This is a genomic window from Chroococcidiopsis sp. CCALA 051 (assembly GCF_003015105.1).
GTDB classification, from domain to species: Bacteria; Cyanobacteriota; Cyanobacteriia; order Cyanobacteriales; family Chroococcidiopsidaceae; genus Chroococcidiopsis; species Chroococcidiopsis thermalis.
In genome coordinates this window covers 31,251-46,755 of the sequence record NZ_PYCI01000040.1, presented here as the reverse complement: position 1 = coordinate 46,755, position 15,505 = coordinate 31,251, and the positions used below count along the sequence as shown (strand labels likewise).

The 15,505-nt window shown below is 44.5% G+C and carries 13 protein-coding genes; 7 read left to right on the top strand and 6 right to left on the bottom strand.

Translation table 11 applies throughout. The annotated features are described in order from the left end of the window. Window positions 1-151 precede the first annotated feature (151 nt). Window positions 152-988 (top strand): diaminopimelate epimerase, encoded by an 837-nt coding sequence (dapF, locus tag C7Y66_RS12235; RefSeq protein ID WP_106545781.1) that lies wholly within the window; start codon window positions 152-154, stop codon window positions 986-988. Window positions 989-1,146: 158 nt separating this feature from the next. Here the strand turns inward: dapF and C7Y66_RS12230 are convergent, their stop codons facing one another. After that, window positions 1,147-2,610, bottom strand: coding sequence for an NB-ARC domain-containing protein (locus C7Y66_RS12230; protein WP_106545780.1), 1,464 nt, complete (start codon window positions 2,608-2,610; stop codon window positions 1,147-1,149). A gap of 600 nt (window positions 2,611-3,210) precedes the next feature. Here C7Y66_RS12230 and C7Y66_RS12225 point away from each other — a divergent pair. After that, the gene (locus C7Y66_RS12225) at window positions 3,211-4,215 is read left to right on the top strand and encodes a DUF1565 domain-containing protein (RefSeq protein ID WP_106545779.1); all 1,005 of its coding nucleotides are present in this window, start codon (window positions 3,211-3,213) and stop codon (window positions 4,213-4,215) included. A gap of 60 nt (window positions 4,216-4,275) precedes the next feature. Here C7Y66_RS12225 and C7Y66_RS12220 read toward each other — a convergent pair whose 3' ends face one another. Beyond that, on the bottom strand, window positions 4,276-7,110 hold the full coding sequence (locus C7Y66_RS12220) for a PAS domain S-box protein (protein ID WP_158265911.1): 2,835 nt from the start codon (window positions 7,108-7,110) through the stop codon (window positions 4,276-4,278). A 483-nt stretch (window positions 7,111-7,593) separates the two neighbouring features. Between C7Y66_RS12220 and C7Y66_RS12215 the strand changes: the two genes are divergently transcribed. Then, complete coding sequence (locus C7Y66_RS12215) at window positions 7,594-8,544, top strand: cobalamin-binding protein (RefSeq protein ID WP_106545777.1); 951 nt, start codon at window positions 7,594-7,596, stop codon at window positions 8,542-8,544. Window positions 8,545-8,562: 18 nt separating this feature from the next. Here C7Y66_RS12215 and C7Y66_RS12210 read toward each other — a convergent pair whose 3' ends face one another. Further along, on the bottom strand, window positions 8,563-9,258 hold the full coding sequence (locus C7Y66_RS12210; protein WP_106545776.1) for a PHP domain-containing protein: 696 nt from the start codon (window positions 9,256-9,258) through the stop codon (window positions 8,563-8,565). A 317-nt stretch (window positions 9,259-9,575) separates the two neighbouring features. After that, entirely contained in the window at window positions 9,576-10,226 is a 651-nt protein-coding gene (locus tag C7Y66_RS12205; protein WP_106545775.1) for an L-threonylcarbamoyladenylate synthase, read from the bottom strand. Window positions 10,227-10,332: 106 nt separating this feature from the next. Between C7Y66_RS12205 and larC the strand changes: the two genes are divergently transcribed. From larC to C7Y66_RS12190, 3 genes are all read left to right on the top strand, one after another. Beyond that, window positions 10,333-11,589, top strand: a complete 1,257-nt coding sequence (gene larC / locus C7Y66_RS12200) for a nickel pincer cofactor biosynthesis protein LarC (protein WP_106545774.1) — start codon at window positions 10,333-10,335, stop codon at window positions 11,587-11,589. 98 nt (window positions 11,590-11,687) lie between these two features. Continuing rightward, window positions 11,688-12,062 carry a hypothetical protein gene (locus C7Y66_RS12195; RefSeq protein ID WP_146149779.1) on the top strand — a complete coding sequence of 125 codons (375 nt, stop codon included), beginning with the start codon at window positions 11,688-11,690 and terminating at the stop codon, window positions 12,060-12,062. Continuing rightward, window positions 12,059-12,637, top strand: coding sequence for a TetR/AcrR family transcriptional regulator (locus C7Y66_RS12190; RefSeq protein WP_106545772.1), 579 nt, complete (start codon window positions 12,059-12,061; stop codon window positions 12,635-12,637). Before C7Y66_RS12195 ends, C7Y66_RS12190 begins: the two co-directional genes overlap by 4 nt. A gap of 84 nt (window positions 12,638-12,721) precedes the next feature. On the opposite strand, the gene C7Y66_RS12185 is transcribed toward C7Y66_RS12190, so the two are convergent. Beyond that, window positions 12,722-13,450, bottom strand: a complete 729-nt coding sequence (locus C7Y66_RS12185; RefSeq protein WP_015156773.1) for a DUF6658 family protein — start codon at window positions 13,448-13,450, stop codon at window positions 12,722-12,724. A 93-nt stretch (window positions 13,451-13,543) separates the two neighbouring features. Further along, window positions 13,544-14,110 carry a DUF6658 family protein gene (locus C7Y66_RS12180; protein ID WP_106545771.1) on the bottom strand — a complete coding sequence of 189 codons (567 nt, stop codon included), beginning with the start codon at window positions 14,108-14,110 and terminating at the stop codon, window positions 13,544-13,546. A gap of 292 nt (window positions 14,111-14,402) precedes the next feature. On the opposite strand from C7Y66_RS12180, the gene C7Y66_RS12175 reads away from it, so the two are divergent. Then, window positions 14,403-15,344 (top strand): lysylphosphatidylglycerol synthase domain-containing protein, encoded by a 942-nt coding sequence (locus C7Y66_RS12175; protein ID WP_106545770.1) that lies wholly within the window; start codon window positions 14,403-14,405, stop codon window positions 15,342-15,344. Window positions 15,345-15,505 lie beyond the last annotated feature (161 nt).

Sequence of the window (15,505 nt, the reverse complement as noted above, 5' to 3'; positions counted from 1 at the left end):
TAGAGCAAATCTCATGGAGAGGAGGAGTGAGTAAAGAGCAGTTAAAAGTCAAAAGTTAAAAGTTAAAAGTTAAAAGTTAAAAATGGGGAGTCGGAAGTCAGGAATTGTTGACCCACTCCCTACTCCCTACTCCCTATTCACTGTTCTAAACATGACTATCGAATTTGTTAAATATCACGGGTTAGGTAACGATTTTATTTTGATTGACAATCGTGCCTCTAGCGAACCAATCGTTACGCCAGAGCAAGCTGTCAAATTATGCGATCGCCATTTTGGGATTGGTGCTGATGGTGTCATCTTTGCACTACCTGGAACCAACGGTACTGATTACACCATGCGGATTTTCAACTCTGATGGCTCGGAACCGGAAATGTGCGGCAACGGAATTCGCTGTTTTGCCAAATTTTTAGCAGATTTAGAGGGAAGCACGAATCCTACCTCTCGCCTCCGCATTCATACTTTAGCTGGTATCATCGTTCCCCAACTCACTGCTGATGGTCAGGTCAAGGTAGACATGGGAGAACCAAGATTGTTAGCCGAGGAAATTCCGACAACTCTTGTCACTGCTAGAGAGAAAGTTATTAACCAATCTCTAAACGTTGCAGGTCAGACTTGGTCAGTTACCTGTGTCAGCATGGGTAATCCTCACTGTATTACCTTTGTTGATGATGTGGCTGCTATTCCCCTAGAGGAAATCGGACCCCAGTTTGAACATCATCCAGTTTTTCCCCAGCGCACGAATACGGAATTTATTCAAGCCACAAGCAGAGATTACCTGAAAATGCGGGTTTGGGAACGCGGTGCTGGGGCAACTTTAGCCTGCGGTACGGGTGCTTGTGCTTCCCTGGTGGCTGGAGTGTTAGCAGGAAAATGCGATCGCGTTGCTACTGTAGAACTTCCAGGTGGCTGTCTGCAAATTGAATGGTCGCACGACCAAAAACTTTACATGACGGGTGCGGCAGAGCGCGTGTTTGCGGGCAGAATTTAAACAGGGAGGGTGCGTTACAACGCATCCTACTAGCTCAATTATTATTACTGTGTTTTTCGATCGAGATGCAATTTAATGAAATTTCTAGCGATTTCCAGCGTCAAGTATTAGAGAGACTTGACAAGCTAATAGCAAACTCATAAAAACGTATAAGCTGCTTAAATTTGAGATCTTAACGAGAGGCGATCGCCAAAAACCTCTCTATCTTCTAAACTTATTTCTTGATATATTTGTTGAGTAAACTTTTCAACAATATAATCTGTAATCAATGGACTCTGGATAAACTTTCCTCCATTTTTATCAATTAAACAACGACGGCAAAGAGAATTTAAAGTATTAACAAGCTGCTGTTTAGAGAGAATGGAAAGTAAATCGTCTTGAAGTTCTATTACCGTAACTGGTTCTCGCTCGATTGCCAGCCAATACATCACTTCCGTTTCTAAATCGGACAAGCGATTAAACTGAGAGTCTAGTAAATCTCGAATTCCATCAAGGATAAAAACTTCTGCTCTCCAGCATTGCAAAAACTGAGAAATATTACCGTCAAATAAAGCTTGAATAGTAGATGCAACTATTTTGAGGCTGAGCGGATTACCACCGTAATAATCTACTAGCTGTTGCCATACTTCAGGAGTTCCCCAGAAAGTATTAATCGTCTGATAAATAGCATTAATTTCAGCAGCTTGTAATCCTGTAAGTTGTAGCGATCGCACTGCAAGTTTTTCTCCTGAATAAGCGACAATTTCTTGAGGTGTTTCTCGGCTAGTGAGAATTAAGCAACTTTGATGAATTTCTGTACCCAAACGCTCGATCAACTCCCCATAACCTTCAAATCCTTCTCGACAACAGCCCAAGCGATCGTTGCTAGCCAGAATTGTTTCCCAACTATCTAAGATTAAAAGGCAGCGCTGTTGACGTAAATAAGAGATTAAAAGCGAAATGCGATCGCTTAATTTTTCTGGAAGATAAGATTCATGGAGTTGAGTGAGGCTTTGAATTATATCTAATAATAATTCAGACAGAGAAGGTTCAGACTGTAGCGATCGCCAAATCGTGCGCTCGAATTTATCCTGAATCTGAGTTGCTAATTTAGTAGATAAAGCAGTTTTACCGATACCACCCATTCCCAAGATTGCGACTACCCGACAGCGGGAAATGGAGTTATTTTCACCTAAAATCCATTGTTCTAGTAAAGATAATTCGTTACTGCGTCCGTAGAAACAAGAAATATCAATTTCTTGTTTCCGATTTCGGTAATCGGGAGTTGGTAGGGGCGCACAGTCGTGCATTCGTACTGAGAAGTCGGGAATCGAATAGGCAGTGGAATTTAATTGTGAATTGAATTGTCTATCTGATTCTGTACGTACATAGCGACAAGAATTACGTTTTAGTACGGCAACCAAGTTATTTTTGCTTACCTTTTCTCCCAAAGCATCGCTGAGAATTTGCCACAACTGGGAACCTGCATCTTTAAGATAGCCAGCATCATAGCCAGAAATTTTAGCGATTTCTACGTAAGAATGCCCTACAAAAGACTGTTGCAATAAGATTTCCTGCACTTTAGACAAGCGTTTTTGTTCCAAAATTTGCTCGACAATCTTTAAGCCTAATTCGACATCCATTGAGAGGGAGTAGGGAGTAGAGAAAATATCAATGACCAATGACCAATAAGAATAACCACTAATCTTTCTTTTAGTCAGCAATTTTAATATTTTGTTAATTGACAAAATTATACATTCGTGGCTCTAGTAAATCTCATAGCACTTGTGCCACTCCAACTTACGACTTACGACTTACAACTTACGACTTCATTATGACTTTTTCTGACTGACATACTTGATGACTTTTACCGACTGTCAAAGCCAGAGCTGAGAGTTTAAGGTTTATTTCATCGGTGCATAAAGGTTGCTGCTGCAAATTGAGCCAGTCGCAAGTTTAGGCGCTGGATACTCCTTAACTGCCTAGTTAATTCTGGTGTGTGGACGAGCTTTCAATTGTGGTGTGTGAAAGCGTTTCTGAGTGAGCAAACGGTAGCAGGAGAAACCTCACGAGAAATATCAAATAACACAGCTAATTACTTTTTTAGTAGCAAGAGGACGATCGCGACAAACTGCGATCGCAATTTGTAGGTTAATACCTGCTGAAGACGTGCATCTTCTCCTCTAACTGCTGTAAGTCAGGCTGGCACGCAAACAATCAGGAAGTATAAGTCTAGGATACGTATGAACTCTCCCACAATCATCAGGTTTTGTCAAGTTGGCGCGATCGCCGGATCTTTGTGTATTGGTATGGTGAATTTTCCCACCCAAGCACAACCAAATCCCGTACAGCACCAAGCTTCTATTTCTGGAGTCAAAACCCTACCGAGTCAGCAGATAATTTACGTTAACTCTGCAACAGGTATAGATGCTATCACAGCAGGTAAAGACCCCTCAATTCCGTTCCGTACGATTGCTTTTGCTTTACAACAAGCACAACCTGGAACCCTAATTCAGTTAGCTGCTGGTACGTACTCGGCTCACAGTGGTGAAGTATTTCCCCTAAAACTCAAATCGGGTGTGACGCTCAAAGGTGATGTTGCTACTAACGGTCAGAACGTTGTGATTAATGGTGGCGGACGCTATCTCAGCCGCACGTTTGCGCGTCAGAATGTTGCTGTCGTTGCTGAAAAAGATAGCACAATTATTGGTGTGACAATTGGTAACTCCAACTTACGCGGGACGGGATTGTGGATTGAATCAACTAATCCCACCGTACAGTACAGCACCTTCACCAACAACCATCGAGAAGGAATTTTTGTGACTGGGACTGCTACACCTAAAATTGCGGCAAATGTCTTTGTAAAAAACGGTGGTAACGGCATGTCTTTGGCTAGCGAAGCTCAAGGAGAGATTCGCAACAACGTGTTTCAAGACACTGGTTTCGGACTAGCAATCGGTGGTATGGCTGCACCTGTAGTCGTGGAAAACAAAATTATTCACAACAGAGATGGAATTTTCGTTTCTCAGGAAGCGCGTCCGGTACTACGCAACAACGCGATCGAAAATAATCAAAGGGATGGAATTGCGATCGCGGCTTGTTCTCAAGCACAGATCGATTTAGCTGGTAGTAACACTTTCAGTAACAACGGTCAATATGACATTCACAACGGTGGTGCTAATCCAATAGTTTTGGTTGGTGGTACGGCAAAAACCGCTCAGGAAAAACCGCAAAATCATTGCTATTAGGTCATTGGTTGACGGTTGACGGTCACTAGCCACTAGCCACTAGCCACTAGCCACTAGCCACTAGCTTAAATACTGCATCAAGATTTTTTCAATTTGAGCAATGCCTATGGGTTTGCTGAAGTAGTCGTTGGCTCCAGCTGCTAAAAAGCGATCGCGTTCTCCTGCCTTTACCGAAGCAGTAAGAATAATCGCAGGTAATTTTTGCCACTCTGGTTGCTGGCGCAAACTGCAAAGCAAATCCATTCCTGACACACCACCTAGTAGCTGTACGTCTAATAGCAGTAAATCTGGCTGGTAGAGATATAACATCCCCTGAAAGTTATGAGGGTGTTTGAGATGCTTGACTTGGTAGCCAACGATCTCAAAATAATCTTGCAATAGTAGGGCGCTGCGATCGTCGTCTTCTACAATGAGAATCCGTTTAGCGATTGGCGATCGACATCTGCTAGCAGGACGTTTACGGGATAGCTTTGGTTCGGTTGGTGATAGGAGCGATCGCTCCTTGGCTGGCTCTTGACATAGATCGTTCGGGTAAGCGTTTGGCAACCATAGGGTAAATTCACTGCCTTTACCTACAGTCGAGCGGACAGTGACATCGCCGCCGTGCAACCGCGCTAACTTACGGGTTAACGATAAACCTAATCCCGTGCCTTCATACTGTCGGTTTAATCGACTATCCAGCTGTTTGAACGGCTGAAATAATAGGTTTAGCTGCGATAGCTCAATGCCTATTCCCGTGTCTGCAACCTTAAAAGCAATTCCCTGGTTGACTTGTTCTACCCGTAGCGATACTTGCCCTTTAGGAGTAAATTTAATCGCATTTGCCAGTAAATTTAATAGCATCTGCTTGACACGGCGCTCGTCAGCAATGCAGCTATCGATTTGCGGATCGATTTCACTGAGTAATTGCAACTGCTTGGCAACGGCGCGATCGCGCACGACACTCAAACAGTAAGTGCATAAATCCCGAACATTTAGCCGCACCAGCGTGAGTTCTTCCCTACCTGCTTCAACTTTGCAGAGGTCGAGGACATCGTTAATTAAAGCTAGTAAGTGTTCGCCACTGCTGTGAATGCAACTCACGTATTCTTTTTGCTTAGCATTAAGACTACCAAATAACTCTTGCCCTAGCAGCTGCGATAGCCCTAAAACTCCATTCAAAGGCGTGCGTAGTTCGTGGCTCATAATTGCTAAAAATTCGCTTTTCGCCCGACTACCTGCTTCTGCTGCTTCCTTGCTATCGCGTAAATGATTTTCTATCTGTTTGTGAATGGTAATATCTTCTACTAAAGCAATGACAAACTGAGGGCGATTCGCGCTATCTCGCACTAGTGAATGATTCAGGCGACACCACACTTGACAACCATCTTTACGAGTGTATCGTTTCTCGATCTCGTAGCGATCGCGTTGACCCATGACCAGTTCGTAAAAAAGTTTGACATCTGCGGCAATATCATCTGGATGAGTGTAGTCAGTAAAACTCATTTTTAACAGTTCTTCCCGACTGTAACCCAGAATGTGACACAGGGCTGGATTGCTATCAATCTGCCCTCCTTTCAAGTCTGAAAGACCGATCCCAATACTGGAATGTTCAAAAATGGCACGGAATTGCAATTCGCTTTCTTGAAGCGCCACTTTTGTTTGCTGGCGCGCGATCGCACCACCAATGCTACCCGCTGCGGCACTGAGGATCGCTCGTTCGGTTTCCGTCCACTGACGTTCTCGATGGCAGTCGTCAAAGCCGACGAAACCCCAAAATTGACATTCGAGAAAGATCGGCACGACTAAAATGGAGATAATCTGTTGCCGATCTAAAACTTCGCGTTCGTGCGCCGGTAAATTTTTGACGAGTCCACCAATTGGTTTACCTGCAACTAAGTTGTCATACCATACAGGAGAGCAGGTCTGATAAGACAGGCTTTGCAATTCTGGATTGTCGATTTGAGCGATGACGGTAGAACTAGTCCACTCAAAACGCTGACTCATTAACAGTTCGCCCGTGCTGGGATGAAGATGATTTTCAAATACGTAAACTCGATCGACATCGCAGGCTTGACCCAAAGTTTCCAAGGCTAGGTCGATCGCAGCAGAGAAATCTGTGGTAGTTAACAGGTGATTGTTAGCGGTGGCAACAGCCGCCAACAGGCGATCGCGTTCTTTGAGGGTAGATTCTGCCTGCAACCTTTCCGTGACATCTCGTCCAATTCCTACGTAGTAAACTGGTTCTCCCGAGCGATCGCGCAGGGGAAAAGCAAATAACTCTACTGTCACCAACCATCCTTGCCGACGGCGCAGAGTCACTTCTCCCCGATAATTATCACCATTTTGCAATTGAGTAGAAATCTCCGCCACCTGTGCTTTCGACGAGAAAATTTCGTCTTTTTTCTGTCCGCACAGTTCCTCATCTTCGTACCCTAATAGAGTGCGGTGAGCGGCGTTTTGTTCGACAAAATTGCCTTGAGAGTCATAAATTGCGATCGCGTTATTAGAATTCGCAACAACTTCTTGGTAAAGGCTTAACTTTTCCTCGGCTTGCTTCAGCTGGGATTGAGTTTGTCGCCACTGAGTTTGCCACTGCTGGCGCTCGATTGCATAGCGCAATGCCCTCAGCAATCCCTGCGCCTCTACTTCTGCCTTGACTAAATATTCCTGCGCTCCTTGGGCTAATGCTGTTTGGGCATTTTCTGCTTCGTCTTCTCCTAAAACAACAATTGGCATGTGCGGGTAAGCTAACCGCAATTGTTTGAGTTTTTGCCCAGCTCGATCGAGTTCGAGTAGAACAACACTAGCTGATTCTGTTTTGAGATCCGCTAAAGCTGCCTGCACCCGCTCTTGCCAAACGAGTTGTAACGGGGTTTGGACTGCCCGTAGCATTTCCCGAATTCTTCGCTCCAAACTAGGCTGCCCCACTAATAATATTTTCAGTGGAGCTGGGTTTACGTGCGTTACAAATTGTCGTTCAGGATTGCTCATTCAGCCCAAGAATTTTAGTAGTTTCGCAGTGAGGCAATTTTAGCTGCGATCGCCAACTCTACTTTTTATCGTGCCTCCGATCTAAATTTTTCTCAGTCGTGAAATTCTTAGTTATTTTTTCAGTCAGGTTCTTCAGCCAGTAGGTGTGTTAGTGACATTTTTCTGTATGTTTTCTTTAATTCTTTCATTAGAAAACAAATAGCTTTTTAGCGTCAAGAGGCGATATATAAGAGTTTCCCATTAACTATTCGGATGTAATACCAGAGATTGATTAATAGCAGTGCTATCTCAAGTAGAATTTGATTATAGTTAATAAATATTTGTGCTAATTGTATAATTTTTTGCTTAAAAGCTGAAGTTTAACGCTGAAGTTACAGGATTCAAGTTGAGATGTAGGAGCGACTGATGAAAAAGCAAGATCTCAGAATAGTCTCGCTGATTCCTAGTGCTACCGAGATTTTAGCAGCATTGGGTCTAACAGACGTGGTGGTCGGGCGATCGCACGAATGCGATTTTCCTCCAGAAATACTCAACCGTCCGGCTTGTACGCGGGCGCGAATTAACTCTAACGGTAGTAGCGCTGAGATTCATCAGGATGTCGATCGACTAATCCAATCAGCACTGAGCATCTACCAAATTGAAACCGACCTCTTAGAACAGTTACAGCCAACCCACATAGTCACTCAAGACCAGTGCGATGTTTGTGCCGTAAGTCTGGGTGAAGTAGAAAAAGCAGTTGCTAACCTAACGCATTCTCAACCTCACATCATCTCTCTTCAACCCAACGTTTTAGCAGACGTGTGGGCAGATATAGAGCGTGTAGCTCAGACGCTTGGAGTCGATGCAAATAGATTAATTGAAAATATTCAGTCGCGGATTGAAGTTTGTCGGCAAAAGGTTCGCGGGCTATCGGTGTCGGAATTACCAACAGTCGTATGTATTGAGTGGATCGATCCTCTCATGGTAGCAAGTAACTGGATTCCCGAACTAGTGGCGATCGCCGGGGGTCAATCCTTATTTAGTGTTTCCGGTCAGGCATCCGCTCAAGTAAGATGGGAAAACCTGATAGCTGCCGATCCAAGTATTATTGTGGTCATGCCTTGCGGTCTTGACCTCAACCGTACCCAGGCAGAAATGTTGCCTTTAACGCAGCGCCCAGAATGGCAGCATCTACGAGCAGTTAGAAGTGGCAGAGTCTATGCTACTGACGGTAACGCTTATTTCAATCGTCCGGGTCCACGCTTAGTCGATTCCCTAGAAATTCTCGCCGAGATTCTTCATCCAGAAATATTTTCCTACGGTTATAAGGGGACTGCTTGGGAACAAGTTCAGTTACCAGTGACCAGTGACCAGTGACCAGTTATTAGTTGCCAGTTACAGACGCTGGAGCAGGCTACGACCGTGGGTATCCGTACCGCAGGTATTTAACAAGTGGTATTGTTGAGCCAGAGCGCGTACTTGTTGAGTTTCTTTCGGGCTAGGTCGCCAGGGATGGGGATTGTTGTAGGCATAATATGTTTCTACCCCATCAATTCCCAGTTGGTTAGCAGCAGCAATAAGATCGAAAGGCGATCGCTTGTAGCGAGCTGGGTGAGCTAACACTGCTAATCCCCCTGCTTCATGGATTGCACTAATAATGCTAGCAGCACAATATGCTTCTCCGGTTGCAGTACGTCTTTGGAGATAGGGCTGCATACGTGCGTGTTGGGGATCGAATGCATATGCCAGAATATGCACTTCTGTATCTAACAATCCGGCATTAATCTCAACTCCACTCCATAACTGAGGCACGCAGTCTTCTAAATCTGGATGATGCAATTGCCATTGGGCTAAATAACGCTGAGCAGCTCGATACCCACCTATAGTATGGTGGTCGGTAATTGCCAAGCCTCGCAGCCCGATTGAAATTGCTTGCTCGATCGCTTCTTCCGGTTCTAACCTACCGTCAGAATATACCGTGTGCATGTGGAAGTTGAAAGTTAGCGGGCAACTTTCAGCATCAATTGTCTGAAAAACTCTCTGCAACTGCTGGCTCAATGAATTAAAAGTCTGGGCATAATAGACAGCCATAACCGCCTCAGAACGAATAGACGTTCGTTTAATTTCTCTAACATACTGCCCACTTATATCTGTGTATCACTCGTTACCTATTCCGCAATTGGAAGTTAATTTGGAGCGATCGCAGCGATCTGGGGGAAGACTTTCTTTTCAATATGTTAAGACTAACTTAGCAAAACAATACACTTAATGGCACGATTCGGCTGATGAGAATTTTCGATGAGTCAATTCAGCTATCAGTTACCAGTTATCAGTTATCAGGGAAGAAAGGGTGTGGGGTACAAACTAATGCGTGAATTCCGAATTCCGAATTCCGAATTCCGAATTTATTACACCCATGCTACGGCAACTTCCCAGCCCTTACCTTGGCGGATAATTTCTGGTTCGTCTGTCGTCATGTCAATAATTGTCGAGACTTCATCTTCTGGCTCCGAGCCATCATCGACGATCGCGTCTACTATGTTGTCTAGGCGATCGAATAACTCGACTCGCGATAAGTTAGCTTCAGCCGGAGCAGAGCGCCCGTTGCCATTTTGAGGCAAGTGAGCTGAGGTAGAAATAATCGGATTACCCAAAGTATTTAATAAAGCAGCACAAATTTTATGATTTGGGACTCGAATGCCCGTCGTTTTGCGCTTGGGATTTTGGACTAATTTCGGTACGAGCTTGGTGGCGGGGAGCAGAAAAGTATAAGACCCTGGGATTAAATGCCTCATAATCCGGTAAGCAGGATCGCTGACGATCGCATAAGTTGCCACATTAGAGAGAGAAGGACACAAAAAAGTTAGCGGCTTATCATTTGATAGCTGTTTGATCTGGCGCACTCGCTCTACTGCCGATTTAGAATTAAGGTCGCAGCCGATCGCGTAGACAGTATCAGTCGGATACAGCATGACTGCACCATCGCGCAGCGCTGCGATAATTTCTTCCACGGTGCGAGTTTGAGGATTGTCGGGATGAATTGTGTAGACTGTAGCCATGATCGGGGAGTAGGGAGCAGGGGAGCAATTCACGCATTCACGCATTAATTCCGAATTCCGAATTCCGAATTCTCCTCACGCACCACTCACCACGCACCACTAACTTATGACAAAACTAGCTTACCTCGAATGTCCTACTGGCATTGCTGGTGATATGTGTTTAGGAGCGCTGGTAGATGCTGGCGTGCCGCTAGAATACTTACAAGAACAGCTTAAGGGTTTAGGAATCGAACGAGAATACCAACTAAGGGTTGAATCCGTTCACCGTAACGGGCAGTTAGCAACAAAATTTCATGTCGATTTACTGGGTAACGAGGATCACCACCACAACCATCATACCCATCATCACGGTCGTCATTTGCCCGAGATTGAAGATTTAATCCTCAAAGCTAATTTACCAATTCGTGCTGAAGCTTGGAGTTTAGCTGTTTTTCGTCAGCTAGCTGTTGCGGAAGGAGCAGTGCATGGTATTGCGCCAGAGAAAGTCCACTTTCACGAAGTTGGTGCGGTGGATGCCATTGTAGATATTGTCGGTACTTGCTTGGGTTTAGATTGGTTGGGGATAGATAAGATTTACTGTTCTGCCTTACCCACGGGAGGCGGGACAGTTAAAGCCGCCCACGGACAGATGGCGGTTCCCGTACCAGCGGTGTTGAAATTGTGGGAGATGCGGGCTTGCCCGGTTTATAGCAATGGTATCCAAAAAGAATTAGTTACGCCTACGGGAGCCGCGATCGCCACCACTTTAGCTACAGATTTTGGCTCTCCACCCACCATGACGATACAGCGGATCGGACAGGGTGCGGGTTCCATCGATCTACCGATTCCTAATATTCTGCGCTTGTGGCTGGGTGTGGAGACGTTGCATGATGCGCCCCTACAAGGATCGAATACTAGCCCCTTTCTAGAGGCGATCGCGGTACTGGAAACCCAGATCGACGATCTCAACCCCCAGGCGATCGGCTACGCCTTGGAGGCGCTGCTAGCGGCTGGAGCGTTGGATGTTTTTACGCAGTCAATTGGGATGAAAAAATCTCGCCCTGGCATTTTGCTCACTGTAATTTGCTACCCTGACAAGGTGACCGATCTTGAGGCGATCGTCTTTCGAGAAACTACAACTTTAGGTATTCGCCACTATACTCAACAACGGCTGGCTTTACAGCGCGAAATCCAATCTGTAACAACCGACTACGGTACGGTGCGAGTTAAAATTGCTTGGACTGGTACAGCCACAGAGCGTCAAATTACTAACGTCCAGCCAGAATACGAAGATTGCTGGCAAATTGCTCGACGGCACGGTCTCCCTTGGCGAGAAGTTCATCGATTAGCGCTGCAAGCTTGGTACGAACAGAATTCAGAATGAAAATATTTTAGAAATTTGTGCTGAGCGAATTCAGCTAAACTTAAACATACCATTTGGTATGGTATTGTATGAATATCTCGGCAAAGAAGGAGAATGTCATGAACTGGTTTCTTTTTGCTGCTGCCGTTATCTCGCTAATTACTTTCCTCGCTCATCTTTTTTGGGGTGGACGTGAGGTGGTAATACCATTACTTGATGCCTCAGATCTCCAAGAAATACCCAAGCTGACAATGTACTACTGCTGGCACATTGTGACGATCGCGCTGTTATTTTTGACCTGTACGTATGCCTGGGCTGCACTGTTGCCAACTAATATTCCTTTAGCTCTAGCTGCAACCAGTATTTCAGCTGCTTGTGCGTTGCTTAATGTGGGATTAATAACTCTACGGAGGCTAAAACCGCTTGATTACCCGCAGTGGGTATTCTTCATCCCCATTACTCTACTGGGATTTTTAGGTTTGTTCTCAACATGACCACGGCTGAACGATTGACCCGCAAAGACTGGCTCGATACTGGCTTGCAACTATTGGGTTCTGAGGGGGAAAAAGCTTTAACCATCGAACGCCTTTGTCAAGTCACCTGTCGGACAAAGGGTTCCTTTTACCACCACTTCAAGAATCACGGCGAATTTATTAACGCACTACTTGAGTATTGGCAGTCCGAGTATACAAACCGGATTATCACAACCGTCGAGCAACTTGACAATCTGAGCGATCGCCGTCGAGAACTCGACCGTCTAGCAGCAGGAATAGACAGACATATTGAGCGAGCAATTAGAAATTGGTCGGGAGTCGATCGACGAGTGCAACTCGTCCTCAAGCAGGTTGACGAGCAGAGAATTCAATATTTAGTCGGCTTAATTGGTGAGATGGGACAAATTGACGAAAAAATTGCACTTGAACTTGCGATTGTTGAGTATTCTACTTTTGTCGGACTTCAGCAATTATTTCCAAATGCCGATTCTCACTGGCTAGAACAAATTTTTAATCGTTTCAACCAAATGGCTTCTGCTTACTGTGTGGCTCTTCATAGAAAAGAACTTGAGTAAATTAGTCAAATCACTGAGTTTGTTTTTAGCAAAAAATAGGGTGAGCATAGACTCACCCTCAGCTACAGAACTTATTCAAGAAAATTAGTCAACTGCATCTCTAGCAGCTTGTCCGGCGCGATCCAAACTACGTTGAGTGTTTTGAGCTGCCTCGTCAGCTTTGCGTTGAGCGCTCTTGCCTAAATCTCTAGCTGTATCTTTGGCATCTTCAGCAGCACGGCTGACGTTTCTGTCTGCTCCTCGTAGGGCATCAGAGGTGTTGTCTTTAATATTCTCCGTACCGCGCTTTGCGCCTTTGGCTAGGTCTTCAGCAGTACCTTTGATCTTGTCTTGGAGACTCTCGGTATTTCGGTTAACATTCTTACCGAAATCTTCTGCGTTCTCTCCTTTTTTACCTAGAATTCGCTTGGTGTTTTCGCCAACATCACTTGTTTGGTCGATGACGTTGCGCTCGGCATTTTCGATTAAGGCATTAGCCTTTTTGTTAGCTGCCTTCTCTAAATCTCTGGCTCTGGGATCGACATCGCTAAATTCATTCATTGTCGGTCCTCCCTCGAACTTATTCACCACGCCGGAATCGGGAGAAGTTGCCGTACCACCTGGAACTTCTGGTCTAGGATTCTCCTGTCCTGGGACGGCTAATTTCCCAGCAGGGACATTCTGTCTTCTTCCAGTCACAACTCCTGCATCAGGACTCTTTGCTTGTACAGCACTAGAGCAAGCAGTGCTAACGAAGAGTAAAATTCCTGCCATACAGGTGACCAAAATTCGTCCTAGATGAACTTTTTTCACAGCAGTTACGATCCTGTTCATGTTAATACTCCCTTTAATTGGATAGAGTTATTTGTGAGAGCAAGATGTTTTTTGTTCTTGTTTCGCCACAAAATTTTGCTACTCGATTGGAACCTATTGACCTAAAGCAGGATTGCTTTGAGCTTCTGGTCTTCTGCTACCTTCTGCTGCTTTTTCTTGAGTAAACTTCGATGCCTCTTTAAAAGCTTCTTGCACCTTTTCTAAACGGTTACCAAGCCGCTCTCCTAAATCTTCATTTCTTTGGTTCAACCCGCCTGCTTCGGGTTGTCTAAAGTCTTTCGCTGTTTTGATTGGTAATTCAGTTTCTTTTTCTGCTCTACCGGCTGGGGTTTCTGCTCCAGGGTAAAGAAGTCCTTCGCTGTTAGCTGCTACAAGCAGAGAATATCCATCTAAACTAGCGCGATTAGTTGGCGATTTATCGGGTGTCTCTTTAACTGTGGGATCGGTAGTATATTTATCTACGTTGTTGTAGTTAACCCCAGGATTTTTGTGAGGATTGTTGTTGCCACCCGCTTGTACAGCAGGGTTATTAGGATTTGCACCTTGGGCTGTCGTTGCATTGCTACAAGCTGCGCTGAAGATCAGTAATACGCTGACTAGGCATACTGTCAGCACTTGGCGCAATCTTAGTTTTTTGAACAAAGTAGTTAACTTTTGCATAAAACCCTCCTATTTACTGAACCAGTCCGCCAAATGCCCTTGGTCTAAGTGCTGCAATAAACACTAGTACTGTTAATCTCAGCCGCGTGCTAAATTTCATGCTTTCAATTAGACTTACTTATATGTGTGTCAAGAGCATTTTGGCGTTATTGTATAAAGTGGCTCGAATTTGACCAACGATTGCTAATCTTAGGCATTTACGAACGATCGCTACCTCTAGCAAAGGGTGCATTTTGCAATCGCTATAGTTCAATTTGTTTCTAACTCAAGAGAGATTCACATTGGAAACTGAATGCAGCACATTTTGTCACGCCTGAAACCTTACTTGCGCTGGATAATACTAGGCGGGACTTTATTTTTCTTAATAACAGCTTTCAAAAACAATTGGCAAGAAGTAGCAGCAATTCGGATTGCTACTTTAGGATGGCTAACTTTAGCGATCGCTTTATGCGTGACTCTACTTGCCCATATCTGGTCTGGATGGGTCTGGACTTGGATATTAGAGGAATTCAACCAGACCGTCAATATTCCTCAATTCGTACGAGTGTATTTACAAACAAATATTGCTAAATATTTACCAGGGAATGTCTGGCATTACTACGGTCGAATTTCTGCGGCAAAAACTGCTGGTATTCCTACCAGCATAGCAGCTTTAAGCGTATTGTTAGAACCTCTATTAATGGCGGCTGCTGCAATCGTGTTGGCTTTGCTGGGAATCCAATCGACGATCGCTCTAACTCAAAGTTATATCCGATTGTTACTATTTTTTGTTTTGGCTGGGGTATTGTTAGCAATTCACCCTCATTTGCTAAACTTGGCGATGCGGCTGCTCAGTCGAATGAAATTTCAATCGACTACTACAAATACAAGCGATCGCGTTCTCTGTCAAATTAAACGCTATCCTTGGCGACCTTTATTGGGAGAATTGGGTTTCGTGGGATTGCGAGGAACGGGTTTTTTACTAACTTTACTAGCTATAATTCCGCTATCAATAGAGCGTATTCCTTTATTATTTGCTGCTTTTAGTTTAGCTTGGGTACTGGGATTAGTAATTCCTGGTGCGCCTGGAGGTTTAGGAGTCTTTGAAGTCACGGCGATCGCTTTATTGCAACACAGTTTTTCTACGGGTGCAGTCATTAGCGCGATCGCTTTATATCGCTTTATTAGTATTACTGCTGAAGCTGCTGGCGCGGGATTGGCTTGGTTAAATGAGAGATCGATCGTCGGTAATTGATGGTTGGTGGTTAGTTACCTGCAAATCATCAATGATGAATGACAGATAGTAGCAATTTTCAATCATTGGCGAATAATAGATATTTTTTATAACTCTGTGGATATTGTTCGCCCTACAAATATCAATAAAAATCAGGTGAGCAATGCTCACCATACAAATGT

Excerpts from the sequence above, each read along its gene's own strand:
- C7Y66_RS12230 (WP_106545780.1), bottom strand. The coding sequence starts at position 2,610 with ATGGATGTCGAATTAGGCTTAAAGATTGTCGAGCAAATTTTGGAACAA.
- C7Y66_RS12175 (WP_106545770.1), top strand. The coding sequence starts at position 14,403 with ATGCAGCACATTTTGTCACGCCTGAAACCTTACTTGCGCTGGATAATA.
- C7Y66_RS12210 (WP_106545776.1), bottom strand. The coding sequence starts at position 9,258 with ATGGCTGTCTATTATGCCCAGACTTTTAATTCATTGAGCCAGCAGTTG.
- dapF (WP_106545781.1), top strand. The coding sequence starts at position 152 with ATGACTATCGAATTTGTTAAATATCACGGGTTAGGTAACGATTTTATT.
- C7Y66_RS12185 (WP_015156773.1), bottom strand. The coding sequence starts at position 13,450 with ATGAACAGGATCGTAACTGCTGTGAAAAAAGTTCATCTAGGACGAATT.
- C7Y66_RS12225 (WP_106545779.1), top strand. The coding sequence starts at position 3,211 with ATGAACTCTCCCACAATCATCAGGTTTTGTCAAGTTGGCGCGATCGCC.
- C7Y66_RS12205 (WP_106545775.1), bottom strand. The coding sequence starts at position 10,226 with ATGGCTACAGTCTACACAATTCATCCCGACAATCCTCAAACTCGCACC.
- C7Y66_RS12215 (WP_106545777.1), top strand. The coding sequence starts at position 7,594 with ATGAAAAAGCAAGATCTCAGAATAGTCTCGCTGATTCCTAGTGCTACC.
- larC (WP_106545774.1), top strand. The coding sequence starts at position 10,333 with ATGACAAAACTAGCTTACCTCGAATGTCCTACTGGCATTGCTGGTGAT.
- C7Y66_RS12180 (WP_106545771.1), bottom strand. The coding sequence starts at position 14,110 with ATGCAAAAGTTAACTACTTTGTTCAAAAAACTAAGATTGCGCCAAGTG.
- C7Y66_RS12195 (WP_146149779.1), top strand. The coding sequence starts at position 11,688 with ATGAACTGGTTTCTTTTTGCTGCTGCCGTTATCTCGCTAATTACTTTC.
- C7Y66_RS12190 (WP_106545772.1), top strand. The coding sequence starts at position 12,059 with ATGACCACGGCTGAACGATTGACCCGCAAAGACTGGCTCGATACTGGC.